This is a genomic window from Kitasatospora sp. NPDC034035, assembly GCF_055575755.1.
This window is the reverse complement of record NZ_JBVISA010000004.1, coordinates 152,869-175,256: the sequence shown is the minus strand read 5'-3', so window position 1 is coordinate 175,256 and position 22,388 is coordinate 152,869. Positions and strand designations below refer to the sequence as shown.

At 72.5% G+C, this 22,388-nt stretch carries 27 protein-coding genes; 15 read left to right on the top strand and 12 right to left on the bottom strand.

Annotated features, from left to right (window positions below):
* Window positions 1–31: 31 nt before the first annotated feature.
* The 3 genes from ACZ52J_RS07625 to ACZ52J_RS07615 all read left to right on the top strand — a co-directional run bounded on the left by ACZ52J_RS07625 (window position 32) and on the right by ACZ52J_RS07615 (window position 2,421).
* Window positions 32–796 (top strand): GOLPH3/VPS74 family protein, encoded by a 765-nt coding sequence (locus ACZ52J_RS07625; RefSeq protein WP_360494350.1) that lies wholly within the window; start codon window positions 32–34, stop codon window positions 794–796.
* A 549-nt stretch (window positions 797–1,345) separates the two neighbouring features.
* Window positions 1,346–2,209 (top strand): helix-turn-helix domain-containing protein, encoded by an 864-nt coding sequence (locus tag ACZ52J_RS07620; RefSeq protein WP_465616625.1) that lies wholly within the window; start codon window positions 1,346–1,348, stop codon window positions 2,207–2,209.
* On the top strand, window positions 2,206–2,421 hold the full coding sequence (locus ACZ52J_RS07615) for a DUF397 domain-containing protein (protein WP_465616623.1): 216 nt from the start codon (window positions 2,206–2,208) through the stop codon (window positions 2,419–2,421). The genes ACZ52J_RS07620 and ACZ52J_RS07615 overlap by 4 nt, the downstream gene beginning before the upstream one ends.
* A gap of 33 nt (window positions 2,422–2,454) precedes the next feature.
* Here the strand turns inward: ACZ52J_RS07615 and ACZ52J_RS07610 are convergent, their stop codons facing one another.
* Window positions 2,455–3,570, bottom strand: coding sequence for an ADP-ribosylglycohydrolase family protein (locus ACZ52J_RS07610; protein ID WP_465616621.1), 1,116 nt, complete (start codon window positions 3,568–3,570; stop codon window positions 2,455–2,457).
* A 139-nt stretch (window positions 3,571–3,709) separates the two neighbouring features.
* Window positions 3,710–6,316: a bifunctional FO biosynthesis protein CofGH gene (locus ACZ52J_RS07605; RefSeq protein ID WP_465616619.1), complete on the bottom strand. Its 2,607-nt coding sequence runs from the start codon at window positions 6,314–6,316 to the stop codon at window positions 3,710–3,712.
* A 181-nt stretch (window positions 6,317–6,497) separates the two neighbouring features.
* Here ACZ52J_RS07605 and ACZ52J_RS07600 point away from each other — a divergent pair, with 181 nt between their 5' ends.
* The 3 genes from ACZ52J_RS07600 to ACZ52J_RS07590 are packed head-to-tail and all read left to right on the top strand — an operon-like array spanning window position 6,498 to window position 9,738.
* Window positions 6,498–7,751, top strand: coding sequence for a LolA family protein (locus tag ACZ52J_RS07600; RefSeq protein WP_465616617.1), 1,254 nt, complete (start codon window positions 6,498–6,500; stop codon window positions 7,749–7,751).
* A gap of 3 nt (window positions 7,752–7,754) precedes the next feature.
* Complete coding sequence (locus ACZ52J_RS07595) at window positions 7,755–8,843, top strand: ABC transporter ATP-binding protein (RefSeq protein WP_465616615.1); 1,089 nt, start codon at window positions 7,755–7,757, stop codon at window positions 8,841–8,843.
* Window positions 8,830–9,738, top strand: a complete 909-nt coding sequence (locus tag ACZ52J_RS07590; RefSeq protein ID WP_465616613.1) for an ABC transporter permease — start codon at window positions 8,830–8,832, stop codon at window positions 9,736–9,738. The genes ACZ52J_RS07595 and ACZ52J_RS07590 overlap by 14 nt, the downstream gene beginning before the upstream one ends.
* A gap of 54 nt (window positions 9,739–9,792) precedes the next feature.
* Here the strand turns inward: ACZ52J_RS07590 and rarD are convergent, their stop codons facing one another.
* Both rarD and ACZ52J_RS07580 read right to left on the bottom strand, forming a co-directional pair.
* Window positions 9,793–10,770 (bottom strand): EamA family transporter RarD, encoded by a 978-nt coding sequence (rarD, locus tag ACZ52J_RS07585; protein ID WP_465616611.1) that lies wholly within the window; start codon window positions 10,768–10,770, stop codon window positions 9,793–9,795.
* Between the two features lie 138 nt (window positions 10,771–10,908).
* A complete protein-coding gene (locus tag ACZ52J_RS07580; RefSeq protein WP_465616609.1) occupies window positions 10,909–11,763 on the bottom strand; it encodes an SDR family oxidoreductase in 855 nt (284 codons plus the stop codon).
* 101 nt (window positions 11,764–11,864) lie between these two features.
* Here ACZ52J_RS07580 and ACZ52J_RS07575 point away from each other — a divergent pair, with 101 nt between their 5' ends.
* Complete coding sequence (locus ACZ52J_RS07575; RefSeq protein WP_465616607.1) at window positions 11,865–12,260, top strand: winged helix-turn-helix transcriptional regulator; 396 nt, start codon at window positions 11,865–11,867, stop codon at window positions 12,258–12,260.
* A gap of 42 nt (window positions 12,261–12,302) precedes the next feature.
* On the opposite strand, the gene ACZ52J_RS07570 is transcribed toward ACZ52J_RS07575, so the two are convergent.
* A complete protein-coding gene (locus ACZ52J_RS07570; RefSeq protein WP_465616605.1) occupies window positions 12,303–13,070 on the bottom strand; it encodes a TetR/AcrR family transcriptional regulator in 768 nt (255 codons plus the stop codon).
* 206 nt (window positions 13,071–13,276) lie between these two features.
* Between ACZ52J_RS07570 and ACZ52J_RS07565 the strand changes: the two genes are divergently transcribed.
* The gene (locus tag ACZ52J_RS07565; protein WP_360494385.1) at window positions 13,277–13,471 is read left to right on the top strand and encodes a DUF6011 domain-containing protein; all 195 of its coding nucleotides are present in this window, start codon (window positions 13,277–13,279) and stop codon (window positions 13,469–13,471) included.
* Here the strand turns inward: ACZ52J_RS07565 and ACZ52J_RS07560 are convergent.
* Window positions 13,468–15,438 (bottom strand): tetratricopeptide repeat protein, encoded by a 1,971-nt coding sequence (locus tag ACZ52J_RS07560; protein ID WP_465616603.1) that lies wholly within the window; start codon window positions 15,436–15,438, stop codon window positions 13,468–13,470. The genes ACZ52J_RS07565 and ACZ52J_RS07560 overlap by 4 nt on opposite strands.
* Between ACZ52J_RS07560 and ACZ52J_RS07555 the strand changes: the two genes are divergently transcribed.
* From ACZ52J_RS07555 to ACZ52J_RS07540, 4 genes are all read left to right on the top strand, one after another.
* The gene (locus ACZ52J_RS07555; protein ID WP_465616601.1) at window positions 15,427–15,579 is read left to right on the top strand and encodes a hypothetical protein; all 153 of its coding nucleotides are present in this window, start codon (window positions 15,427–15,429) and stop codon (window positions 15,577–15,579) included. The genes ACZ52J_RS07560 and ACZ52J_RS07555 overlap by 12 nt on opposite strands.
* Before the next feature lie 116 nt (window positions 15,580–15,695).
* Window positions 15,696–16,208 (top strand): hypothetical protein, encoded by a 513-nt coding sequence (locus ACZ52J_RS07550; protein WP_465616599.1) that lies wholly within the window; start codon window positions 15,696–15,698, stop codon window positions 16,206–16,208.
* A gap of 186 nt (window positions 16,209–16,394) precedes the next feature.
* A complete protein-coding gene (locus ACZ52J_RS07545; protein WP_465616597.1) occupies window positions 16,395–17,117 on the top strand; it encodes a DUF6215 domain-containing protein in 723 nt (240 codons plus the stop codon).
* Window positions 17,118–17,242: 125 nt separating this feature from the next.
* Window positions 17,243–17,914 carry a DsbA family oxidoreductase gene (locus tag ACZ52J_RS07540; protein WP_465616595.1) on the top strand — a complete coding sequence of 224 codons (672 nt, stop codon included), beginning with the start codon at window positions 17,243–17,245 and terminating at the stop codon, window positions 17,912–17,914.
* A 40-nt stretch (window positions 17,915–17,954) separates the two neighbouring features.
* Here ACZ52J_RS07540 and ACZ52J_RS07535 read toward each other — a convergent pair whose 3' ends face one another.
* The 6 genes from ACZ52J_RS07535 to ACZ52J_RS07510 all read right to left on the bottom strand — a co-directional run bounded on the left by ACZ52J_RS07535 (window position 17,955) and on the right by ACZ52J_RS07510 (window position 20,476).
* Window positions 17,955–18,620, bottom strand: coding sequence for a hypothetical protein (locus ACZ52J_RS07535; protein ID WP_465616593.1), 666 nt, complete (start codon window positions 18,618–18,620; stop codon window positions 17,955–17,957).
* Window positions 18,617–18,973: a hypothetical protein gene (locus tag ACZ52J_RS07530; protein WP_465616592.1), complete on the bottom strand. Its 357-nt coding sequence runs from the start codon at window positions 18,971–18,973 to the stop codon at window positions 18,617–18,619. The genes ACZ52J_RS07535 and ACZ52J_RS07530 overlap by 4 nt, the downstream gene beginning before the upstream one ends.
* A gap of 23 nt (window positions 18,974–18,996) precedes the next feature.
* Window positions 18,997–19,446 (bottom strand): hypothetical protein, encoded by a 450-nt coding sequence (locus ACZ52J_RS07525; protein WP_465616591.1) that lies wholly within the window; start codon window positions 19,444–19,446, stop codon window positions 18,997–18,999.
* A 17-nt stretch (window positions 19,447–19,463) separates the two neighbouring features.
* Window positions 19,464–19,745, bottom strand: coding sequence for a hypothetical protein (locus ACZ52J_RS07520; protein WP_360494411.1), 282 nt, complete (start codon window positions 19,743–19,745; stop codon window positions 19,464–19,466).
* 105 nt (window positions 19,746–19,850) lie between these two features.
* Entirely contained in the window at window positions 19,851–20,111 is a 261-nt protein-coding gene (locus ACZ52J_RS07515; RefSeq protein ID WP_360494414.1) for a hypothetical protein, read from the bottom strand.
* Window positions 20,108–20,476: an ATP-binding protein gene (locus tag ACZ52J_RS07510; protein ID WP_465616590.1), complete on the bottom strand. Its 369-nt coding sequence runs from the start codon at window positions 20,474–20,476 to the stop codon at window positions 20,108–20,110. The genes ACZ52J_RS07515 and ACZ52J_RS07510 overlap by 4 nt, the downstream gene beginning before the upstream one ends.
* Window positions 20,477–20,654: 178 nt before the next feature.
* On the opposite strand from ACZ52J_RS07510, the gene ACZ52J_RS07505 reads away from it, so the two are divergent.
* From ACZ52J_RS07505 to ACZ52J_RS07495, 3 genes are all read left to right on the top strand, one after another.
* A complete protein-coding gene (locus tag ACZ52J_RS07505) occupies window positions 20,655–21,536 on the top strand; it encodes a helix-turn-helix domain-containing protein (protein ID WP_465616589.1) in 882 nt (293 codons plus the stop codon).
* Between the two features lie 12 nt (window positions 21,537–21,548).
* Window positions 21,549–21,749 (top strand): DUF397 domain-containing protein, encoded by a 201-nt coding sequence (locus ACZ52J_RS07500; protein ID WP_465616588.1) that lies wholly within the window; start codon window positions 21,549–21,551, stop codon window positions 21,747–21,749.
* Window positions 21,750–21,904: 155 nt separating this feature from the next.
* The gene (locus ACZ52J_RS07495; protein ID WP_465616586.1) at window positions 21,905–22,384 is read left to right on the top strand and encodes a hypothetical protein; all 480 of its coding nucleotides are present in this window, start codon (window positions 21,905–21,907) and stop codon (window positions 22,382–22,384) included.
* Window positions 22,385–22,388: the final 4 nt, after the last annotated feature.

Below are 22,388 nucleotides of genomic sequence, written 5' to 3'. Positions count from 1 at the left end.
CCCTGTCTCTCATCCACGCGGGGAGGCTTGGATGGGCAAGAGCCGCAGAACTGTTCCCGAGGAACTCTTGCTGCTCGCTTTGGACCCGACCACGGGTACCACGGCGCAGCCGCAGACCCTCGACCTCGGACTCGCCGGGGCGCAGCTCGTCGAGCTGTCCCTGGCCGGACGGATCGTACCGGAGGGAGACCGGATCGCTGTCGTGCTTGCACGGCCGACCGGCGACCCGACCCTTGACCACGCACTGGAACTGTTGCGCCGTCGCGGCAGTCCGGTACGCGCGGCGCACTGGATCGGCGGGCCCCGGTTGGGGTTGCGGCAGACCTATCTGGCGCACCTGGAGCGCTGCGGCATGGTGACGGCCGTGCCGGGCCAGGTGTGCGGGGTGCTGCCGACGATCCGGTACCAGGCGTCCGACGACTGCACCAACGCCGCGATCAAGCAGCGGCTGGACACCGCGATCCGCACCGGCGTGCCGCCGGACCCGCGGACCGCCGCGCTCGCGGCGCTCGCCCACTCCGTGGGTCTGGGCAAGCACCTGTACCCGGGCAACGAGGGCCGGTCCTCGCGGTCGCGGTTGCGGGACCTGATCCGGTACGACCCGCTCGGCGGGATGGTCGCGCACGCCGTGATGGACGTGCAGAACGGCCTGCCGACGCAGCAGAACCGTTCTTCCCAGGGCGCTGGGTCGGGCTCCGGGTCCGGGGCCGCTCCGGCCACCGGCCGCTCCGGTTCCCGTACGGCTGGCCGGGGTTCGGGCGGGCGGGTTCCCGCCTCCCGGGTCGGCGTCCGCTGACCGGGGAGGCACCGGTCGCCCACGGCACCGTCAGCGACACCGCCGAGGGCATGCCCGACAGCGTGCGCCGCGTCGCCCACGCCTCCCAGAGGCGCTGAGCGACCCGACGCACGACCGGCACCACCGGCACCTTGAGCACCACCCGCACCACCCGCGTCACAAGCACCACCAGAAGCACCGAGGGGCGGTCGCCCCGCGACGCAAGTCGCCTGGCGACCGCCCCTCTTGCCGTCCCCGGAAGCCCGTGGAAGCCCGCGGCGCCCCGCGGCGGCCCGCTCTCGCCCATGCCAGGGGCACGTGCGAGAGCGGTTCGGGGACATCTGTCGCACGATCTGTCCGAGTCGCCGAGCCGCATTACCACCTGGGGGCTTTCGCTGTCTCACAGAAGCGCTTTTCCGATGATCTGTTCTACCGCGCTGCTGTGATTCCCCGGCGCCGACCTGGCCCAAGGTGACATGCTGCTCCAAGTCAGGGGGGTTGGTCCCAATGTCCGAAGTGTTCCGAGGACTGCCGTTCCAACGATCACCAGAGGTTCGGCCGGAGGTCGAAGTGTCTGCCAACGTCAATCCCACCGTCCGCCGTCGACGCCTCGGCTCGGAGCTGCGCAAGCTCCGGGAAGGCCTCGGCATGACGGCGGAAGAGGTCGCCGGCCGGCTGATGGTCTCCCAGTCCAAGATCAGCCGGCTGGAGAACGGTCGCCGCAGCATCAGCCAGCGGGACGTGCGCGACCTCTGTGACGTGTACAAGGTGACCGACGAGCAGATGCGCTCCAGCCTCATGGAGATGGCCAAGGAGTCGCGTCAGCGCGGCTGGTGGCACGACTTCAACGACATGCCGACCCCGTACAGCGTCTACATCGGGCTGGAGGCCGAGGCCTCCTCGATCCGCGCGTACGAGTCCTCCTTCGTCCCGGGCCTGCTGCAGACCGAGCAGTACGCCCAGGCCGTGGTCGAGGGCACCCAGCCGGACACCGAGGCGACCGCCGTGCAGCGCCGGGTGCAGGTCCGGATGAAGCGCCAGGAGCGCGTCCACGGCGAGGACCAGCTGGGCAGCCTGTGGACCGTCATAGACGAGGCGGTGCTGCGCCGCGAGGTCGGCAGCAAGGAGGTGATGGCCCGGCAGCTGCAGCAGATGCTGGAGCTCAGCCTGCGCCCGAACATCACCATCCAGGTGATCCCGTTCTCGCACGGCGCGCATCCCGGCATGACCGGGACATTCTCCCTGCTGGAGTTCCCTGAGTCAGCCGATTCCACGGTTGTCTACTTCGAAGGTGTGACGAGCGATCTCTACCTGGAGAAGGAGGCTGATGTGCGCCGCTATACCGGTCTCTACGACTACCTGAGGGCGGCCGCACTCGGTGTCGCGGAGAGCCGGTCGCTGATAGCCGACATCGAAAAGGAATTCCACGAATGATCACCCCGTCCGAGCACGGAACCCGATGGCGCAAGAGCAGTCACAGCGGCGGCCAAGGCGCCTGCGTGGAGATCGCCGTCCCCGGCGCGGGGGAGGTGGCCGTCCGGGACTCGAAGGATCCCCGGGGCCCGCACCTGCGTTTCTCGACCGAGGCCTGGAACGCCTTCGCCGCGGCGACGGCGGCCGGCATCTTCGGCGAACTCCCGGGCTGACCCGCCCGCGTGGTTCCGGGCGGGGGCGGCGCTTCAGCCCGTCACCGGGTAGCGGACGGCCCAGGCGGCGCCCTCCGCCGTCCGCCGGTCGTGCAGTTCGGGGCCGTGCATCAGCTCCAGCACGAAGTCGTCGGCGAGTTCGAGGATCGCGGCGCGCCCCTCGACGGCTGCCACCAGGCCCGGCGGCAGCGCGGTGTCCCCGTGCAGTGCCCCGAGCAGGTTGCCGCAGATCGCGCCGGTGGAGTCGCTGTCCCCGGAGTGGTTGACGGCCAGCAGCAGGCCCGAGCGGACGTCGTGGGCGACCAGCGCGCAGTAGACCGCGATCGCCAGCGCCTCCTCGGCGACCCAGCCCTCCCCCAGCGCCTCGACCCGGTCGGCGGAGGGCTCGCCGGCCCGGACGGCGTCCAGCGCCGCCCGCAGCGCGGTGGTGGTCTCCTCGTGCGCCTGCCGCTCGGAGAGCAGGGCGAGCGCGAGGTGGACGCCCTCCTCCAGGGTGCCGCCGCGGGCCACCGACTGGATGATCACCGCGAACGCGCCCGCCGCGAGGTAGCCGGTGGGGTGGCCGTGGGTGAGCACCGAGCACTCCACCGCGAGCTGGAACACCAGGCTCGGCTCCCAGGTGGTGAGCAGCCCGAACGGCGCCGCCCGCACCACCGTGCCGCAGGCCTTGGAGTGCGGGTTCTTGGGCTGCTCCAGGGTGCCGAGCCGCTCGGCGTCGGCCCCGGTGAGGCCCGACAGGCAACCCTGGCCGGGGGCGCGCTGGGCGTACAGCCACTCCTCGCGGCCCAGCCAGCCCAGGTCCGGGCGGCGCTCGTCCGGGCCCCAGTCGCGCTGGGTGGCGACCCAGCGCAGGTAGGCCAGGTGCAGGTCGGTGGGCGGGTGCCAGCTACCGGTGTCGCGCCGGATGTGGGCGCGGATGAGTCCGTCGACGGTGAACAGGCTGAGCTGGGTGTCGTCGGTGACGGCGCCGGTGCGCCCGTAGGCGGGGACGTAGCCGGTGACGCCCTGCGGGCCGTGCTGGGCCCGGATCTTCTCCAGCGCCTCGAACTCGACGCCGGCGCCGAGCGCGTCGCCGATGGCCCCGCCGAGCAGGCAGCCCCGCACCCGGCTGCGGTAGTCCTGCTGCTGGGCGCGTGACCACAGTGGCATCACGACGGGGCGCCTTTCGTCGGGGCGGGGGGATGCGCGACGCACGGCCGGTCGCGCGCCCTCGCACTGTATTCGAAGGCCCGAGCGGATCAGCGGCTTCCCTCGAACTTCAGTGCCCCCGCCCCGGGGGTCCCGTCGTTCAGTCCAGCACCGGCAGCAGCTCCGGCAGGTGCCCGTCCGAGGCCAGTGCCGCGGCCTGCCGCTCGGCCGGCACCTCGCCGTAGGTGGTGGTGCGCTGGCGGTGCGGACGGCCCGCCGCCTCGGCGATCGCCTGGAGGTCGCGCACGGACTTGTAGCTCCCGTACGCCGAGCCGGCCATCCGCGAGATGGTCTCCTCCATCAGCGTGCCGCCCAGGTCGTTGGCGCCGGAGCGGAGCATCTCGGCCGCGCCCTCGGCGCCCAGCTTGACCCAGCTGGTCTGGATGTTGGGGATGTGCGGGTGCAGCAGCAGCCGGGCCATCGCGACCACCGCGCGGTTGTCCCGGGCGGTCGGGCCGGGCCGGGCGATGCCGGCCAGGTAGACCGGGGCGTTGGTGTGGATGAACGGCAGGGTCACGAACTCGGTGAAGCCGCCGGTGCCGTCGGACGCGAGCGAGCGCTGCTGGATGTCGGCGAGCAGCCGCAGGTGGCCGAGCCAGTGCTTCGGGGTGTCCACGTGCCCGTACATCATCGTGGACGAGGAGCGGATGCCCAGCTCGTGCGCGGTGGTGACCACCTCGACCCAGGTCGCGGCCGGCAGCTTGCCCTTGGTGAGCACCCAGCGGACCTCGTCGTCCAGGATCTCGGCGGCCGTGCCCGGGATGGTGTCCAGGCCGGACTCCTTGGCCCGCTGCAGCCAGTCCCGGATCGACAGGCCGGTGCGGGTCGCGCCGTTGACCACCTCCATCGGCGAGAAGGCGTGCACGTGGATGCCGGGCACCCGCTCCTTCACCGCGCGGGCGATGTCGAAGTAGGCGGTGCCGGGCAGGTCCGGGTGGATGCCGCCCTGCATGCAGACCTCGGTGGCGCCCACCTCCCAGGCCTGCGCGGCCCGGTCGGCGACCTGCTCCAGCGAGAGGGTGTAGGCGTCGGCGTCGGTGCGGCGCTGGGCGAAGGCGCAGAAGCGGCAGCCGGTGTAGCAGACGTTGGTGAAGTTGATGTTCCGGGTGACGCAGTAGGTGACGTCGTCCCCGACGGCGTCGCGGCGCACGTCGTCGGCGATCCGGCAGAGCGCGTCCAGGGCCGGGCCGTCCGCGTGGAAGAGGGCCAGCGCCTGGTCGTCGGTCAGCTTCACCGGGTCGTCGGCCGCCACCGCCAGGGCCTCCCGCAGGTCCCCGGCGAGGCGCTCGGGCGCGCCCTTCGCGAGCACCTGCTCGCGCAGCACCTCCCAGTCGCCGTACACGTCCTCGAAGTCGGCCCGGCGGTCGCCGGTGCGGCCCTCGGTGTCGATGGTGGCGTGCAGGTCGGTCCGCCCGTACGACTCCGGCAGGTCCTCGGGCTCCTGCCAGGGCAGGCCGCGGACCACCGCGTCCGGGTTCGCCAGGCCGGTCCGCGGGTCGGCCAGGGCGCGGACGTGCGGCAGCACCCGCGGGTCCAGCCAGGGCTCGCCGCCGCGCACGTAGTCGGGGTAGACGGCGAGGCGCTCGCGCAGCTCGAAGCCGGCCGCCGCCGAGCGCTCGGCCAGGCGATCGATCTGCGGCCAGGGGCGCTCGGGGTTCACGTGGTCCGGGGTGAGCGGGGAGACCCCGCCCCAGTCGTCGATGCCGGCCTCGATCAGCCGCTCGTACTCGCCGTCCACCAGGTTCGGCGGGGCCTGCAGGCAGGCGGCCGGGCCCAGCAGGTGCCGGGCCACCGCCACGGTGGCGACCAGCTCGTCCAGTTCGGCGTCCGGCATGCCGCGCATCGCCGTGTCCGGCTTGGCGCGGAAGTTCTGCAGGATCAGCTCCTGGATGCCGTGGTAGGCGCGGGAGACCTTGCGCAGCGCGAACAGCGAGTCGGCGCGCTCCTCGTACGTCTCGCCGATGCCGATCAGCAGGCCGCTGGTGAACGGGACGGAGCTGCGCCCGGCGTCCTCCAGCACCCGCAGGCGCACGGCGGGCTCCTTGTCCGGGGAGCCGAAGTGCGGGCCGCCGGGCTCGCTCCACAGCCGGGTGGCGGTGGTCTCCAGCATCATGCCCATCGAGGCGGAGACCGGCTTGAGCCGCTGGAAGTCCGTCCAGCTCAGCACCCCGGGGTTGAGGTGCGGCAGCAGGCCGGTCTCCTCCAGGATGCGGATCGACATCGCCCGCACGTACGCGATGGTGTCGTCGTAGCCGTGCGCGTCCAGCCACTCGCGGGCCTCGGGCCAGCGGTCCTCGGGCTTGTCGCCGAGCGTGATCAGGGCTTCCTTGCAGCCGAGTTCGGCCCCGCGCCGGGCCACGTCCAGCACCTCGTCGGGGGACATGAACATCCCGTGACCGGCCCGGCGCAGCTTGCCGGGGACGGTGACGAAGGTGCAGTAGTGGCACTTGTCGCGGCACAGCCGGGTGAGCGGGATGAAGACGCTCTTGGAGTAGGTGATGACGCCGGGTCGGCCGGCCGCTTCGAGGCCCGCGTCGCGTACCCGGGCGGCGCTCGCGCAGAGGTCGCGCAGGTCCTCGCCTCTGGCCTGGAGCAGCACGGCGGCCTCGGTCACGTCGAGGGCGACGCCGTCCCGGGCGCGGCGCAGGGCGCGGCGCATCGCGTTCGCGGTCGGCGGGGTGCTTGCGTCCGTGGCGGTTCCGTCCATGTCGCGACCCTACGCCAGGGGTGGTACCCCGGGATGAGTAACCCTGAGGCCGCCTCAGGGTCGGCATACCCATGAAGGCCAACCCGATCTGGCCCTGCAGGGCGATGCCGACGGCGGCGTGGCGGCCTCTAATGGAGGGGCAAGGTCAATCGAACGTGTTCGCAGAGGAGTTGAGTACGCCATGACCAATGAGACGGCGGCGGGGGACGAGCTGGACGGCGGCGTGCCGTACCGCTCGCGGCGGCGCGTGCTGGTGCGTGCCGGGGTGCCGGTGGCGGTGGCCGCGGTGATCGCCGCGGGGGTCGGGCTGGTGCCCGCGCTGGCCGCCGACTCCCCGCCCGACCTGCCGACGCTGACGGCGGAGCAGGTGGTCGCCAAGGCGCTTGGTTCCGAGACGCAGTCCCTGTCCGGGACGGTCTCGGTCACCACCGACCTCGGCCTGCCCAGCCAGCTGCTGGGCGCGGCCGGCGGCCTCGGCGCGGCGGCGTCCGGGCACGGCGGGGACGGGGCGGGCGCGTCGGCCGACCCTCAGGCCAAGCTGCTCGGCCTGCTCGGCGGCGACCGGACGCTGCGGGTCGCGGTGGACGGCCCGACCCACCAGCGGGTGGACATGATGGAGAGCATGGCCGGCTACACCGTGGTCCGCAACGGCGACCAGTCCTGGGCCTGGGACAGCTCGACCAACAGCGCGGTGCACCTGACCGGCCGGGCCGGCGACAGGCACCCCGAGGCCCCGCTGTCCCAGCTGCCGGCCACCCCGCAGGACGCCGCCCGGCAGTTCCTGACCGCGAGCGCCGGCACCACCTCGGTCACCGTCGCAGGGACGGCCAACGTGGCCGGGCAGAAGGCCTACCAGCTGAGCGTGAAGCCGACCCAGAGCGGCTCGACCGTCGCCGAGGTCCGGATCGCGGTGGCCGCCGACAACGGCGTGCCGCTCGCGGTGGCGGTGAAGTCCACCGACGGCACCACCGTCCTGGACGTCCACTTCACCGACGTCTCCTTCGCCAAGCCGGCCGCCAAGACCTTCGACTTCACCGTGCCCAAGGGCGCCAAGGTGACGGAGAAGAAGGCGGACGAGGCGGCGGCCGAGGGCAAGGCCGCGGCGGGCTCCGACGCCAAGGCGCACGAGGGCGTGAACGTGATCGGCGAGGGCTGGACGGCCGTGCTCACCGGGCAGCTGCCCAGCGGGCCGGGCGCGACGCCGAAGGGTGACGGGCAGGTCGCCGGAAAGGGCGCCGCAAAGGGCGACGGCAAGCACGGCGGCGGGCGCGGTTCGGTGAACCCGCAGGGGCTGATGAAGTCGCTCGGCAAGCAGGTCGACGGCGGCACCCTGATCGGCACCAAGGTGGTCAACGTCCTGCTCACCGACGACGGCCGGGTCTTCGCCGGCGCGGTGACCCTGCCGGTCCTGCAGCACGCCGCCGGGGTGAACTGACGGATGACCAAGACTCCCGTAACGGGGGACGTTACGGAGTCGGCCGGGGGTCCGGGCGCCGAGCCGCGCCCGGCCCCCGATCCCGTTCCGCCCGCCTCCGCATTCGCATCCGCATCCGCATCCGCATCCGCATCCCCCGCTGTTTCCGCCACCGACGATGTCATCAGAACCCGCGGCCTGACCAAGCGCTTCCGGGGCGGCCAGCTCGCCGTGGACGGCCTGGACCTGGCCGTGCCGCGCGGCTCCGTCTTCGGCTTCCTGGGCCCCAACGGCTCCGGCAAGACCACCACCATCCGGATGCTGATGGGCCTGATCGCCCCCACCTCGGGGGTGGCCAGCGTCCTCGGCGAGTCGATGCCGCAGTCCGTCGCCTCCGTGCTGCCCCGGGTGGGCGCGCTGATCGAGGGCCCCGCGCTGTACGGCTTCCTCTCCGGGCGGGACAACCTGATCCGGTTCGACGCCGCCGACCCGACCGCCGACCCCCGCACCCGGCCGCAGCGGGTCGACGCGGCGCTGGAGCGGGTCGGCCTGAGCGCGGCGGCGGGCAAGAAGGCCCGCGCGTACTCGCTCGGCATGAAGCAGCGCCTCGGCCTGGCCTCCGCGCTGCTGCAGCCGCGCGAGCTGCTGGTGCTGGACGAGCCGACCAACGGGCTGGACCCGCAGGGCATGCGGGAGATCCGGGCGCTGGTCCGGGAGGTCGCGGCGGAGGGCACCACGGTGTTCCTCTCCTCGCACCTGTTGGACGAGATCGAGCAGGTCTGCACGCACGCGGCGGTGATGTCCCGGGGCCGGCTGGTGGTGCAGGGCACCGTCGCCGAACTGGCCGCCCGTGCGCAGGGCCGGCTGGTGGTCCGCACCCCGGACGTGGCGCAGGCCGCCGAGGTGCTGGCCGCCCACCAGGTCACCGGCCTGGTGCCCGGCGAGGGCCGGGTGGACGGCGAGTTGGGCGAGCGGGACGACGAGGCGCTGCCAAAGCTGTGCGCGGCGCTGGTCGAGGCCGGGGTGCGGGTGCACGGCTTCGGGCTGGAGCGGGGCACGTTGGAGGACGCCTTCGTGGCGCTGACCGGGGAGGGCTTCGATGTCGCGGGCTGATTCGACGGCGCGGGCCGAGGCAACGGTGCGGACCGGGGCAGCGGTGGTCAACGGCCGGCGGCCGCAGACGGCGGGCGGGTTCCTGGCGCTGTTCCGCAACGAGCTGCACCTGACCTTCCGCCGGCTGCGGACCAAGGTGCTGCTGGCGATCCTGGCGGTGCTGCCGGTCCTGATCGGGGTGGTCGTCAAGCTCAACACGGACAGTCCGCACGAGGGCGGCGGCGGTCCGAACTTCATCGCGCAGACCACCCAGAACGGGCTGTTCCTGGTCTTCACCGCGCTGGCGGTCGCGCTGCCGGTCTTCCTACCGATGACGGTCGGGGTGGTCGCCGGGGACTCGGTGGCGGGCGAGGCGGCCACCGGGACGCTGCGCTACCTGCTGGTCGCCCCGGCCGGGCGGACCAGGCTGCTGGCCGCCAAGTTCACCGCCGCGCTGGTGTTCTGCCTGGCCGCGACGGCGGCGGTCGGGGCGGCGGCCCTGGCCACCGGCGCCGCGCTCTTCCCGCTCGGCGAGGTCACGCTGATCTCCGGGGACACCATCGGCTTCGCCGACGCGCTGCTGCGCGCGGTGCTGGTGGCCGGCGTGGTCGCCGCCTCGCTGGCCGGGCTGGTGGCGATCGGGCTGTTCGTCTCCACGCTCACCGGCAGCGGCATCGCGGCGATGGCCGCCACCGTCGGACTGGTGATCACCGTCCAGATCCTGGACGCCTTCCCGCAGCTGGACGCGATCCGGCCGTTCCTGTTCACCCACTACTGGCTGAACTTCGCGGACCTGCTGCGGGCGCCGATGTACTGGGACGGCGTGCTGAAGGACCTCGGGCTGCAGGCCGCCTACGTCGCCGTGTTCGGCGCGGCGGCCTGGTCGCGCTTCAGCAGCCGGGACATCAGCGCCTGACGGCTCACCGCGGGTGAGGCTTGCGGCGGGTGAGGCTGCGGCGGGTGAGGGCGTTCAGGGCGTGACGGTCGCCTTGGCCATCTCCGCCGGTGCGGGCCGCAGGACCGCCGCGGCCCGCGCCGCGCGGTCGGCCCGCACCTGGCGCAGCGCGTCCCAGGTGAGCAGTGCGAGCGCGGCCCAGACCAGGGCGAAGCCGGCCCAGCGGGCGGGCGGCATCGACTCGTGGAAGACGGCGACGCCGATCAGGAACTGGAACACCGGCGCCAGGTACTGCAGCAGCCCGAGCACGGTCAGCGGCACCCGTACGGCGGCCGCGCCGAAGAACAGCAGCGGGATGGCGGTGATCACACCGCTGAGCATCAGCAGCCCGGAGTGCCCCCAGCCGTACGAGCCGGCCACCGTGTGTCCGAAGGTGCCGCGCCCGCTGATCTGCAGGTAGATCAGGTAGCCCAGGGCGAACGGGAACATGAAGGCGCTCTCCGCCGCGAGGCTCTCCAGCCCGCTCAGCCCGACCTTCTTCTTCAGCAGGCCGTAGGTGGCGAAGGAGAACGCGAGGGTCAGCGCGATCCACGGCAGCTGCCCGTACGCGACGCTCAGCACCGCGACGGCGAGCGCGCCGACGCCCACCGCCGTCCACTGCGCGACGCGCAGCCGCTCCTTGAGCACCAGGACGCCGAAGGCGATGGTGACCAGGGGGTTGATGAAGTAGCCGAGGCTGGTCTCGACGACGTGTCCGGCGTTGACGCCCCAGATGTAGACGCCCCAGTTGATCGAGATCACGGTGGCCGCGCCGGCCAGCATGGCGACCCGGCGGGGCTGGCGCAGCAGCGGGCGTATCCAGCTCCAGTGCCGCTGGACGACGAGCAGCAGGACCACCGCGACCAGGGACCAGACCATCCGGTTGGCCAGGATGTCGTCGGCGGCGCCCGGCTCCAGCAGCGGCCAGAACAGTGGGAAGAGCCCCCAGATGCCGTAGGCCGCGAAGCCGTACCAGAGGCCTCGGCCGTTGTCCTGCTGGTCTGTCTGTGGCATGGCCGAGTGCCCTCCCGCGCGCGTGTGGTCCTGGTGACGGTAGCGGGCGGAAGGGCAGAATGTCATCTCCGTTTCCGGATTTTGGTCATGACATTGTTTGCATGCTGGACGATTTCGGCGTTTCGGGTGGTCAGCCCGTCAGGCGCCGAGCGCCGCACGGACGGAATCGGCCATCGGGACGGTCGGGCGGCCGATCAGGCGGGCCAGGTCGCCCGGGGTGCCGGCCAGCTCGCCCCGGGCGATGCCGGCGTCCACGTCGACCAGGACCTCGGCGAAGCCCTCCGGCAGGCCCGCGCCGACCAGGGCCGCCAGGTGCTCGGCCGGGGCGACGTCCCGGTGCCCGACCGGCTTGCCGGAGGCCTTCGCCAGCTCGGCGGCCAGCTCGGGCAGGCTCCAGGCGGCGTCGCCGCTCAGCTCGTACACCGCGTTCTCGTGGCCGTCGCCCTCGCCGGTCAGGACCGCGACCGCCGCGTCCGCGTAGTCCCGGCGCGGGGCGGTGGCGATCCGGCCCTCGCCGGCGCTGCCGAGCACCACGCCCCGGGCCACCGTGCCGGCCGCGTCACCCAGGTAGTTCTCCGTGTACCAGCCGTTGCGCAGGAACGCGTACGGCAGGCCGGAGGCGAGGATCAGCTCCTCCGTCGCCCTGTGCTCGTCGGCCAGCCTGAAGGTGGCCACGCCCGGCGCGCTGGTGTAGGCGAGCAGCGCGACCCCGGCGGCCTTGGCGGCCTCCACGACGGCCCGGTGCTGCGGGATCCGGCGGCCGACCTCACTGCCCGAGATCAGCAGCACCCGGTCACCGGCGGCGAAGGCGCCGGCCAGGGTCTCCGGCTTGTCGTAGTCGACCACGCGGACGGCCACACCGCGCGCGGCCAGGTCGGCGGCCTTCTCGGCGGAGCGGACGGCGACCGCCACCTCGCTCGCGGGGACCGCAGCCAGCAGGCCCTCGACGACGAGACGGCCGAGCTGGCCGGTGGCACCGGTGACGACGTACATGGTGGCTCCTCAGGGGGTATTGGTGGGGTTCTGGCCTCGGAACTCACCTTAGGGACAGCACTAACCTTTCGAAAGTACGCACTTCAAAGTAGGGTACTGACATGAAGGTAAGTGAGCAGTTGAGGGAGCTCCCCCCGCCCGACGTGTTCGACCGGATGTGCCCGTCCCGGGGCGTGCTGGAGCACGTCACCAGCCGCTGGGGCGTCCTCGTCCTCGGCGCGCTGCACCAGCGCGGCTACCGGTTCAGCGAGCTGCGCCGTCAGGTCTCGGGAGTCAGCGAGAAGATGCTCGCCCAGACCCTGCAGACGCTGGAGCGGGACGGCTTCGTCCTGCGCGAGGCACACCCGGTGATCCCGCCGCGCGTCGACTACAGCCTCACCCCGCTCGGGCGGGAGGCGGCGGAGCTGGTCGCGGCGCTGGCCCACTGGTCGGAGCGGCGGGTGCCGGCCGTGGTCACGGCCCGCGAGGAGTACGACGCGCGGGCCACCGCCGGGTGAGCGCGTCACGGGGCCTACCGTCGGGTGAACGTGTGACGGGGCCTACCGCTGGGTGACGAGGGCTGCCAAACCGTCCAGGACGCGGGCCAGGCCGAAGGCGTAGGCGTGGTCCGGGCTGTACGCGCCGCCGTGCGCCTCGCCGGCGGCGGCACCGACCCGGGCCGCCACCGGGTAGCGCTCGGGGTCGAAGACCCTCGCGAGCAGCTCGGCGTTGGCGGCCCACCACTGCTCGTCGGTCATCGCACTGTCCTGCCGGGCGGCGCGCTCGTCGGCGGCCATCCGGGCACAGGTCTGGACGAAGCCGAGCAGGTGGGTCAGCGCGGCGTCCAGCTCGACGTCAGGCAGACCGGTGCCCTCGAAGGCGCGCAGCTCGTACTCGTACTTGGCCATCAGGCCGGGCCCGAGCGGCGGACGGCTGGTGGAGACGGCGGCGACCCAGGGGTGGGCGCGGTGCAGCGCGCGGTTGTCGTCCGCGACGGCGGTGACCCGGGCGCGCCAGCCGTCGTCGGCGGGGGTGCTGCGGGGCATCGTCGCGTAGACGGTGTCCAGCATCAGGTCGAGCAGCTCGGCCTTGCCGGGCACGTAGGTGTAGAGCGCCATCGGGGAGAGCCCGAGCTCCTGGGCGATCCGTCGCATGGTGACGGCGTCCACGCCCTCGGCGTCGGCCAGGGCGATCGCGGCGGCGGCGATCTCACCGGTCGAGCGCGCCTGCCGGGGCCCGCGCCGACCGGGCTTCTCCTCGGCGGTGAGCCCCCAGAGCAGGGCGAGGGTGCGCGCCGGGTCTCCTGCGCTGCTGCGGTCGGTGGCCATGAGGGCCATCGTTTCACGCATCGCTCCACGCATTGCTTCACGCATGGCTCCATACATGGCTCCACACATCGCTCAACGCATTGCTGCACGCATCGCTCCGTGCATTGCTGCACGCATCGCTCCGTGCATTGCTGCACGCATCGCTCCGTGCATCGCTTCGCGCATCGACGGGCGTCCTTCGCGGTGCCGGCCGTTACCGTCTCTCCATGACCAGCCCTGAGCCGCTCCCCGGTACGGACACCGCGCAGACCCTTCGCACCCGGGTGACCTGCCGCCGCTGCCACCGGCCGCTGCACGACCCGGAGTCGCGGATGCTGCGGCTGGGGCCGGAGTGCCGCGACCCGGCGGAGCGGGTCGCGCGGTTCGACGTCGACCAGGACCCGCTGCCCGGGGTGGGTTAGCCCCGGCCGAAGAGGCGGCGCAGGCGGCCGGGGTTGGGCGCGTGTTCGGGTTCGGGCTCGGGTCGGGCCACGGGGGTGGGCTCGGGCTTCGGCTCGGGCTCGGGCGCCGACTCGAGGTCCGGCGCGGGGTTCGGCACGGGGTCCGGGGCGTCGGCGGCGTCCTCGGCACGGATGGCCGCCCGCGCGAGGTCGCGGTCGGCGGGCGACACCCAGGGGGCGGCGAGCACCAGGCGGCACACCGAGCGCAGGATCGTCACCACGCGCACCCGCCGGGCGTCGACGCAGTAGTGCAGCCGCCGTCGGAGTTGCGCGGCGATGTCGGCGCGGGCCTCCGGGTGCGTCCAGCCGATCGCGACCAGCGCGAAGCCGGCCGCCTCGGCGACCCAGTCCTCCGGCCCGAGCAGCAGGTCGAGCAGCACCCGGCGGCGGTCCGACTCCGGCCACGGCTGGTCGGCGCGGTGGTGGGCGATGCCGAGGCAGGCGAAGGCCTGGACGGCGCGCACCCACAGCTCGGGCTGGTGGGCGAGCAGGGCCCGGCCGAGTTCGTCCTCGCGCGGCAGCGGCGGGTGGGCGAGGACGCCGAGCAGGTCGTCGAGTGACAGCCCGGCGAGGCGGACGGCCTCGTCGTAGGCGGCGGGAACGCTCGGCCAGACGATCCCGGCGATGGCCCGGACGAGTTCGGCGCTCTCCGGCGCGGGCGGGTCGACGGCGGGCCGGGGGTCGGTGCCCTCCCAGGCCCAGATCCGGGTGGTGGTGGCGGTCGCGGTCAGCGGCCGCCGGAGGTCGGGCTCGTCGACGGACTGGTAGACGACGGTGCAGTGCGGCAGCGCGAGGTGGAGGGCCAGCTGCGAGCTGGGCGGTTCGAGGGTGGAGACCTCGCAGTCGATCGCGGTGTCGCGGTCGGTGTCGCGCGCCGCGAGGACCTGGTGCAGCAGGTTGATGGTGGCCTCGGACGTGCCGGGGACCATGCCGAGCCAGGGCTCCCGGTGGCTCAGCCGGGCCAGGAGGTCCTGGGCGTACTCGTGGTCGGGGTGGGCGCGGTGGTGGTCGGCCAGGCCGAGCAGGTGCACCGGGTCGCCGTCCAGGGCGTGGCGCAGCCCGTACCGGGCCGGGGCCGCCTTGGTGTGGTCGGGCTCGGTGGCGAGCACCCGGTCCAGCCAGGGCAGGCCCTCGGCGGGGCGGCCGAGGGTGCCGTACAGCTCGGCGACGTCGACGGCGAGGTAGCTGCTGGAGTTGTCCCGGTCCGGTGCGACCCGCTCCAGCTCGGCCTCCCAGACGGCGAGCGCCCGCTCCGGGCGGCCGTCGGCGCGCAGGGCGTTGCCGAGCATCACGGCGGGCAGGTAGCCGGGGGCCGCGCGGTGGGCCCGCGCGGCGAGGTCGACGGCGTGGGCGGTGGCGCCGAGGCGGCGGGTCAGGCCGGAGGCCATCGCCAGCAGCAGCGCGTGGTCGTCGTGGCGGGCCAGCACGGCCTGTACGAAGGCGTCGAAGGGCCGGACGGCTTCGGCCAGTTCGGTGGGGAGCGGGTCGGGCAGCGCGCCGGCCGCACGGGCCACCGCCTGGGCGACGGTGTCCGGGTCGACCAGGCCGGGCAGGTCCTCGCGGGCCAGCCAGGCGGTGTGCGCCCAGGGGCGGGCCGGCTCGTACTGGATGGCGGAGGCGAGCAGGCCGACGACGGTGTCCCAGTCCCCGGCGGCGGCCTCCACGTGGGCCCGGCAGGCGACCGTGCCGAGGTACACCTCGCCGTCCAGCGGGAACAGCTCGCGCGCGGCCGCCGGGCCGCCGGCTGCGGCGCACAACTCGGCCAGCGCCTCGTGCAGTTCGGGCAGCTGCGGGTCGGCGAGGATGGCGTCGGAGAGGTGGTCGGCGGCGTGCGTGAGGTCGCCGGAGTCGATCGCCAGCCGGGCGACCGCGACCTCCCCCTCGGCTGCCAGTCGCTCGTCACCCTCGTCCTCGGTGTGACCGCCCATGCCCTGCCCCCCGGTTGCCTCGTCGCGCTCCGGACGAGGCTATCCGGTGCCCCGGGCCGGCGGGTCGATCGCATCGACCTCGAGAAGAAGTTCGTCGGCGTCCTGAAGACCGACGCCGGCAGCGGCAACATCTCCTGCTGACCTGCCACTTGGCGACAGCCCTGCAGGCAGCGGGCCCCGAACAGTGGCTCCTGTCTCGATGTCAGTGGCGTCTGCTTCAGTAGCGACAGGAGTATGACGACGAGAGGACGGCTGCGATGGGCGTGCTGACCGACTACTTCCGGGCCCCCGACGCGGCGACGGTCGTACGGGCACTGGAGCGCACGGGCGGCGGGCGGCCCGACTTCGACGACGGGTCCGGTGCCGGGTTCGGTGCCGGATTCGACGGGGTCGAGGCGAAGCGGATCGACCCGGATGTCGTGCTCGGCCAACTCGTCGCTGCCATCCGGCGGGAGCAGTGGCATCCCGACGCGGTGCCGGAGACGCCGGTCTGGCCGACCACGCCGCCGCCCGGCCCGAGCGGGCCCGACGGCGAGGACGACCCGTGGGCGAGCGGCCCGTGGGTGACCGAGCTGGGCAACGCCGCCCGGGACACGCTCGCCGGGGTGCCCGACGAGCGGGTACCGGAGGTCGTCGCGCAGTGGGCGCTGGCGGAGGAGTGGGACGGCGCCGATCCGTCCGATCTCCACCCCCTGGCCGAGGAGTTGGTAGGCCTCGCCCGCCGGGCGCGCGCGGCGGGCGAGCAGCTGTACTGCTGGATCTGCCTGTAGCGGCCGCCTACCGTTCGCCGCAGGCGTGCCTGCCTGGCCCCCTCCGAGCCCCGACGCGGAACGGCGCGTCTTCGCAGGTCACAGAGCTGACCGCCGGCATCTCCCCGCCGGGCCGGCGGTACGATCACCCCCGCTCATGGGGTCCTCGGGTGGTCGGGGGCGAGCTTCTCGAACGGGGGTCCAGGGATGGAATCCGACACGCCAGGCATCGTCGATGAGGCCGGCAACGCCGACGCCGACAACGCCGATGAGGCCGGCAGCACGGACAACGCCGAGAAGGGCAACAGCACCGAGACGGGCAACGACCGGACCGGCCTCAAGCTGGCGGGCGTGGTCGTGCTGGTCGCCGGTGTCATGGCCGGCCTGTGGGGGCTGGGGTTCCTCGACACCCCGCCGAAGCCGGAGGACAAGCCGGTCGAGTGCGTCGCCCCCAGGCCCACGGATCCGCCGGGGTACCCGGCGCTGTGCGCCGCGATCAACCGCCGCGACCTCCCGGCCCTGCTGGGCACGCCCGAGGACCGCATCACCACCGCGCACCCGGCGCCCCTCGCCCTCGGGAAGGACCCCATGGTGGAGGTGCGCCTCCTGCACACCGCCCTGGCCATCACGGACAGCTCGACCACGGTCGAGGACATGATCGGCATGCCGCAGTTCCTCGCCAAGCCGGCCGCCGTGCTCGGCCACCCCGCCGTGACCTACTCGTCCAACGCACTGGTCCTCGTGCCCGGCGGGAAGACCGGCCCCGTCACGCGGAGCCTCGTCGTCGCGCAGGACCCCAAGGCCCCCGGCGGCCGCGCCTTCGAGCTCAGCATCTTCCGCGAGGACGGCCAGGCCCCCGACGACGCGACCCTGAACCGGGTCGCCGAAACGGTGATGCCCACCCTCCCGGGCTGGGTCGCCGCCCCGTAGTCCTGCGGCACAGGTCCGAGCCTGAATATTTCAGCACGAGAAATATTCAGGCTCGGGAGTTGCGTTCCCCCTGGTAGTCGCTGCAGCCCTGCGCGACGGGACCTCTGTGGAAGGAGAGCAGCGCCGTGCGCGTCGAGATCTGGAGTGACATCAACTGCCCGTGGTGCTACATCGGCAAGGCGCGGTTCGAGCAGGCGCTGGAGCGGTTCGAGCACCGCGAGGAGATCGAGGTCGTCCACCGCTCCTTCGAGCTGGACCCGCGCGCGCCGCACGAGGCCCGTCCGGTCGTGCCGCTGCTCGCCGCCAAGTACGGGATGAGCCTGGAACAGGCCGAGGCGGCCGAGGCCCGGATCGCCGAGAACGCGCGCGCCGAGGGGCTGCCGTACCTGAGCGAGGGGCGCGACGCGGCGAACTCCTTCGACATGCACCGCCTGCTGCACTTCGCCAAGGAGCACGGCCGGCAGGCTCAGCTGCTGGACGCCCTCTACCGGGCGAACTTCGCCGAGGAGCGCTCGGCGTTCGAGGAGGAGCGGCTGGTCGAGCTGGCCGTCGAGGCGGGGCTGGACGGTGGGGCGGCGGCCGCCGTGCTGGCCGATCCGGAGGCGTACGCGGAGGCGGTCCGCGAGGACGAGACGACGGCGAGCGCGATGGGGGCGACGGGCGTGCCGTTCTTCGTCCTGGACCGGCGGCTGGGCGTCTCGGGCGCGCAGCCTGCGGAAACGTTCACCCGCGCCCTGGAGCAGGCCTGGGAGAGCCGGGTCACCGTGCCACTGATGCCGCTCCCCTCGAAGGGGTGAGGTGCGAGTGAGCAGGAAGTCAGACGGGCCGACTTCCTGCTCACTCGGCGTTCCAGTCGTGGGCGTAGGAGATGTGCAGACTGCCCGGAACGCCCCTGGCCGCACGGCCAGGGCCCCAGCCCCCGTGGGTGAGCGTGAGGCAGTGGTGCCCATCGGGCCGCCAACCGCGCGCCTCCCGACTGAGCGCGTGGAGCCTGGAGCCCGTCCAGCGGAAGGCGGTCGGGCTGCCGGTGACCACCAGCGTGTGGGCGGCACCGGCGAAGCGGAGTTCGTCGCGCCAGCCCGCGAAGTGGTGGCGGTCGTAGTCGATGGCCTCCTCGGGCGGGAAGTCGCCGGCCGGGAGGTCGACGGTGTGCGGGACCCCGGCGCCCAGGCGGGCGCGGACCTCCTTCCAGCGGGACGGCGGGAAGCCGAGGCTGTGGTGGACGAGCAGGAGGTCCAATCGGTCCTCGGACGGGACGGGCCACAGGTCGCCCGGCCCGGTGTTGGCCCGCAGCGGCAGGTGGATCAGCGAGCGCCGGGAGCGGGCGGCCACGGCCCAGAGGGTGGCGAGGTCCTCGGCCCCCTGCCGGTCGAGGTGCAGCTCCGTGGACCAGGCGTACGGGTCCGCGTAGAGGAAAGCGCCGGTGGCCTGCCGCTCCGGGGTGATCACCCGGTACTCGTCCCGGCCGAGGCGGACCCGGTGGATCTTCGTTCTCAGTTTCACGGGCTTGTCGTACCGGAGGGCGGGGTGGGCCGTCCTGCGGTGATCGGGGCGGCATGGAGCAGGAAGTCGGGCGGGCCGACTTCCTGTGCAAGGGGGGTGGGGCGGTCGAGGGACACGAGGAACTCCGGCCGCAGCCGCCAGGGGCTGCCGTCCTCGGTCCGGACGTAGTAGACGAACCCGACACGGCCGCCGTCGCGGTCGTCGGCCTCGATGACGCATTCGTGGACCACACCCCGGGTGCCCACGATCTCCGCGCCCAGATGGCCGAGTTCGGCGCGGGGCGGGTCCGGAGTGGTCAGTTCGACCCGCTCGCCGCAGGCGAACGTGGCTTCGTCGGGCCAGGGATTCGTCACACCGGAAGGCTACGGGGCGGGTTTCAGTCGTAGAAGAACTGGCGGAGGTCCTCGACCGAGCCCGGGCCGGTGACGAAGGCCTCGAACCCGACGACCGCGCGGAGCGGCGGCGGCCCGTTGACGGGGAGCCGCCGCAGCCAGACCTCGCCCTGCTCACCCACCGCGTAGACAGCGGACAGCAGTTCGGCCATCCCCGCCGGTCGCGGCGGGGTCACTCCGACGACCGGCACGAGTTCCCAGCCGCCCGCCCGGGCGGCGAGCCGGAGCGCGCCCGCCCAGCAAGCGATGCGGCCGAGCCGGGTGTGCCAGGAGTCCGCGTCGGACGGGTACGGGTGTCCGACGGTCGCGGCGGCGAGATCGTCCATCACCCGCCGTTCGACGGCGGTACGGACCCAACGGCCCTCCTGGGCGTCCTCGATGGCGGCGTCCCACCACTCCCAGGCGCCGTGCAGGCGGGTCGCGAACTCGTCCATCCGGCCAGGCTACGGGCCTACGGGCCGCGCGGGTTGAGGCGGGTCGCGAGCCAGGGGGAGTTACGGCCGGCCGCCTCGCGGTAGGCGATGCGCTGCACGGCGAAGAGCAGCCGGTAGAGGTTGAGGGCGGCGTCGGAGTCGTCGGCGGCGAAGCCCAGGTTGAAGACGAACGATTCGAGGTCGGGCCAGTCGAAGTCGTCGGGCACGGGCGGGGTGACGGGATCGGTGGCGAGCGCGTTGAACGCGGCGGCGACGGCGTACTGCGTCGCGGCGAGGGCGTTCGCGAGCGGGTCGGGCATGTCAGGGCTCCTCTTCGTCGGGCCTTGCAACGTTGAGTGCGGTGATGACGCCCAGGGCGACGGTGGCCATCGCCAGGGCGAGGAGGGTGAGGAGAGCGGCGGCGATCAGGAACCGCACGAGCGCTCGCGGTTGCGGTCGCGGTCGGCGTCGAGGAGGAGGGTCAGGAGGTTGAGGAGGGTGGAGGCCGGGGCGGTGTTGAAGCAGACCAGGACCCGGCCGTCGAGATTGCGGTCGATCGTGGCGGAGGGGAAGACCAGGCCGAACTTCTTCCCACGCTCGTGGAGTTCGGCGAGGAGCGTGCGGACGTGGGCGTCGGTGTAGGCCCGGATCCGGGGATCGGCGGGCTGCATCGGTCGACGGTTCACGCGGCGGCCTCCAGTTCGAACCAGACGACCTTGCCCAGCTTCCGGGGGTCGGCGCCGAACCGGTGGGTGAGAGCGCGGACGAGGAACAGGCCCCGCCCGGAGAGGGCGAGCGGGTCGGCGGGGACACAGGGCTCGCCGGGGAGAACGGGGCTGTCGTCGCAGACCGAGACCCGGAGGCAGCGGCTGGAGAGGACGAGGGTGACGAGGGGAGCCGGGCTGCCGGCATGCCGCCAGGCGTTCACGAAGAGCTCGTGAAGGGCGAGTTCGGCATCGCCGATGAGGGAGGGCGACCACCCGGCGGTGGTGAGGAGGTCAGAGAGCTCGGCCCGAGCGGTGGACCAGTCGGGAGGATTGCAGGCACGCATGAGAGACCCCAAGAGAGAGAAAAGGGGGAGCCACTGACGATCAGTCATGTGACCGGTGCAACACTGAGAGTAGGACCAGAGGTCATACGCGTGCAACCAGATCGCGAAGAAGCGCAGCTCGCCTTGGATAAGCTCACTCGTGTGGGTGGATGCTGGCCCGACACGGAAGGAATCCCCCTTGGCACTCAGGACCCAAATCAGCGAGCGACAGCGCCGGTTCGGCATTGAGCTGAGGCGCCTGCGCGAGGTGGCCAGCCTGGCAGTCAAGGACGCCGGCGCCCTCATCGGCATCGCGGGACCGCAACTGAGCCACATCGAGGCCGCCCGGACGAGTCTCGACCCGGAACGACTCTCAGTCTTGCTCGAAGGCTACGGGTGCACGGATAGCACCTACATTGAACTCCTGCAGTCACTCGGCGCCAGCAACGGCAAGGGCTGGTGGAGCAAGTACAAGGGCGAGGTGCCAGACCTGTCGCTGGATCTGGCAGAGCTCGAAGAGCGTTCGGTTCGCATCGACAACTACGAATCGCTCTACATCCCCGGGCTACTTCAGCTCCCCGAATACACCGCCGCCATCTATGACGAAGGCGCGGGGAAGTGGGACACGGCAACACAGATCGAATTCCGCATGGAGCGGCAGCGGATCCTCGCAGACGAGACACGGCGGCAGTTCCGATTCGTCATCCACGAAGCGGCCCTGCGAATGCTGTTCCCCGGAGCCAAGGTCATGAGGGCACAGCTGACTCACCTGCTGGAGATGGCAGAACGCCCCAATGTCACCATCCAGGTTCTCCCGTTCACGGCGACCAGGAAGCCATCCCACTCGGGCTCCTTCCTCATGTGTGATCCAGGCTGCGTCGACCTCGCGACGATCGTCCTGGACCTTTCCGGGCGCGCGGAGCACGGCGGCGACCCTGAGAGCATTACGGCCTACGGACGGAAGTTCCAACAGCTGGGTGAGATCGCATTGCCAGCCATCGACGCAACGGCACCTCGCGATCAGAGCTCGCAAAGCTCGTGGGGGCTTCTCCAACACCTTCTCTACCCGCTACAAGCATGAGAGGCGCCACAAATGCCCGAAATCTCCTGGCAGAAGTCGTCGTTCAGCGGCGGAGATACCGGCAGCAACTGCATTGAGCTGGCCGCTGGCGCCGACGAACTTCGCCACCTCCGCGAGTCCGACGACCCTTCCGTCATCATCTCCACCTCGACCGCCACGCTCCGCGCCCTCATCCTCGGAGCCAAGGCCGGCGAGTTCGACCACCTCATCTGACCCGCACTCCCCCCCGCCCGCTCGCCGCTTCGGCGGGCGGGCGGGGCGCTCCAACGATCTGTTTATCGTTTGTCTACCGCCATCGCCCATGATCGTCTCCACGGGGCGCCCGACGCGATCGCGGGCGCCGACGCTGGAGAGAGGTAGTACGGGGCATGAAGGCGACGAAGACGTTGCGGCGCGCAGCAATCGGCATGGCGGCCGGGGTGATGGCGCTGGTCGGGACGATGGTGTCGGCAGGAACCGCGCAGGCCGCCACCGGGTACGGCCCGTCGATTTCCGAGCCTGGGATCCTCTACCAGGCCGACTATCTCAGCAACGGCGACACCTGGCTGATCATGCAGGGCGACGGCAACCTCGTCCTGTACCGGGGCTACCCGTCGGCCCCGTACCCGGTGTGGTCCGCTCCGGGGTCCTTGGGGTGCGGCCAGAAGACGATCATGCAGGGCGACGGGAACGTCGTCGTCTACGGCGCCAACAACCGGGTCTGCTGGGCCAGCAACACGTTCAAGGACAACCCGAACGAGCTCGCCACCCTGGGGGTCGCCGACAGGGGCGGGCTCGTGGTCACCTTCGTCCAGCCCCCTCTGTCAGGCATCATCACGGCCACGCTCCGCAGCTCCGACCCGTACTAGGCCG

Excerpts from the sequence above, each read along its gene's own strand:
- ACZ52J_RS07625 (WP_360494350.1), top strand. The coding sequence starts at position 32 with ATGGGCAAGAGCCGCAGAACTGTTCCCGAGGAACTCTTGCTGCTCGCT.
- ACZ52J_RS07615 (WP_465616623.1), top strand. The coding sequence starts at position 2,206 with ATGATCACCCCGTCCGAGCACGGAACCCGATGGCGCAAGAGCAGTCAC.
- ACZ52J_RS07610 (WP_465616621.1), bottom strand. The coding sequence starts at position 3,570 with ATGCCACTGTGGTCACGCGCCCAGCAGCAGGACTACCGCAGCCGGGTG.
- ACZ52J_RS07605 (WP_465616619.1), bottom strand. The coding sequence starts at position 6,316 with ATGGACGGAACCGCCACGGACGCAAGCACCCCGCCGACCGCGAACGCG.
- ACZ52J_RS07600 (WP_465616617.1), top strand. The coding sequence starts at position 6,498 with ATGACCAATGAGACGGCGGCGGGGGACGAGCTGGACGGCGGCGTGCCG.
- ACZ52J_RS07595 (WP_465616615.1), top strand. The coding sequence starts at position 7,755 with ATGACCAAGACTCCCGTAACGGGGGACGTTACGGAGTCGGCCGGGGGT.
- ACZ52J_RS07590 (WP_465616613.1), top strand. The coding sequence starts at position 8,830 with ATGTCGCGGGCTGATTCGACGGCGCGGGCCGAGGCAACGGTGCGGACC.
- rarD (WP_465616611.1), bottom strand. The coding sequence starts at position 10,770 with ATGCCACAGACAGACCAGCAGGACAACGGCCGAGGCCTCTGGTACGGC.
- ACZ52J_RS07580 (WP_465616609.1), bottom strand. The coding sequence starts at position 11,763 with ATGTACGTCGTCACCGGTGCCACCGGCCAGCTCGGCCGTCTCGTCGTC.
- ACZ52J_RS07575 (WP_465616607.1), top strand. The coding sequence starts at position 11,865 with ATGAAGGTAAGTGAGCAGTTGAGGGAGCTCCCCCCGCCCGACGTGTTC.
- ACZ52J_RS07570 (WP_465616605.1), bottom strand. The coding sequence starts at position 13,070 with ATGGCCACCGACCGCAGCAGCGCAGGAGACCCGGCGCGCACCCTCGCC.
- ACZ52J_RS07565 (WP_360494385.1), top strand. The coding sequence starts at position 13,277 with ATGACCAGCCCTGAGCCGCTCCCCGGTACGGACACCGCGCAGACCCTT.
- ACZ52J_RS07560 (WP_465616603.1), bottom strand. The coding sequence starts at position 15,438 with ATGGGCGGTCACACCGAGGACGAGGGTGACGAGCGACTGGCAGCCGAG.
- ACZ52J_RS07550 (WP_465616599.1), top strand. The coding sequence starts at position 15,696 with ATGGGCGTGCTGACCGACTACTTCCGGGCCCCCGACGCGGCGACGGTC.
- ACZ52J_RS07545 (WP_465616597.1), top strand. The coding sequence starts at position 16,395 with ATGGAATCCGACACGCCAGGCATCGTCGATGAGGCCGGCAACGCCGAC.
- ACZ52J_RS07525 (WP_465616591.1), bottom strand. The coding sequence starts at position 19,446 with ATGGACGAGTTCGCGACCCGCCTGCACGGCGCCTGGGAGTGGTGGGAC.
- ACZ52J_RS07520 (WP_360494411.1), bottom strand. The coding sequence starts at position 19,745 with ATGCCCGACCCGCTCGCGAACGCCCTCGCCGCGACGCAGTACGCCGTC.
- ACZ52J_RS07510 (WP_465616590.1), bottom strand. The coding sequence starts at position 20,476 with ATGCGTGCCTGCAATCCTCCCGACTGGTCCACCGCTCGGGCCGAGCTC.
- ACZ52J_RS07500 (WP_465616588.1), top strand. The coding sequence starts at position 21,549 with ATGCCCGAAATCTCCTGGCAGAAGTCGTCGTTCAGCGGCGGAGATACC.
- ACZ52J_RS07495 (WP_465616586.1), top strand. The coding sequence starts at position 21,905 with ATGAAGGCGACGAAGACGTTGCGGCGCGCAGCAATCGGCATGGCGGCC.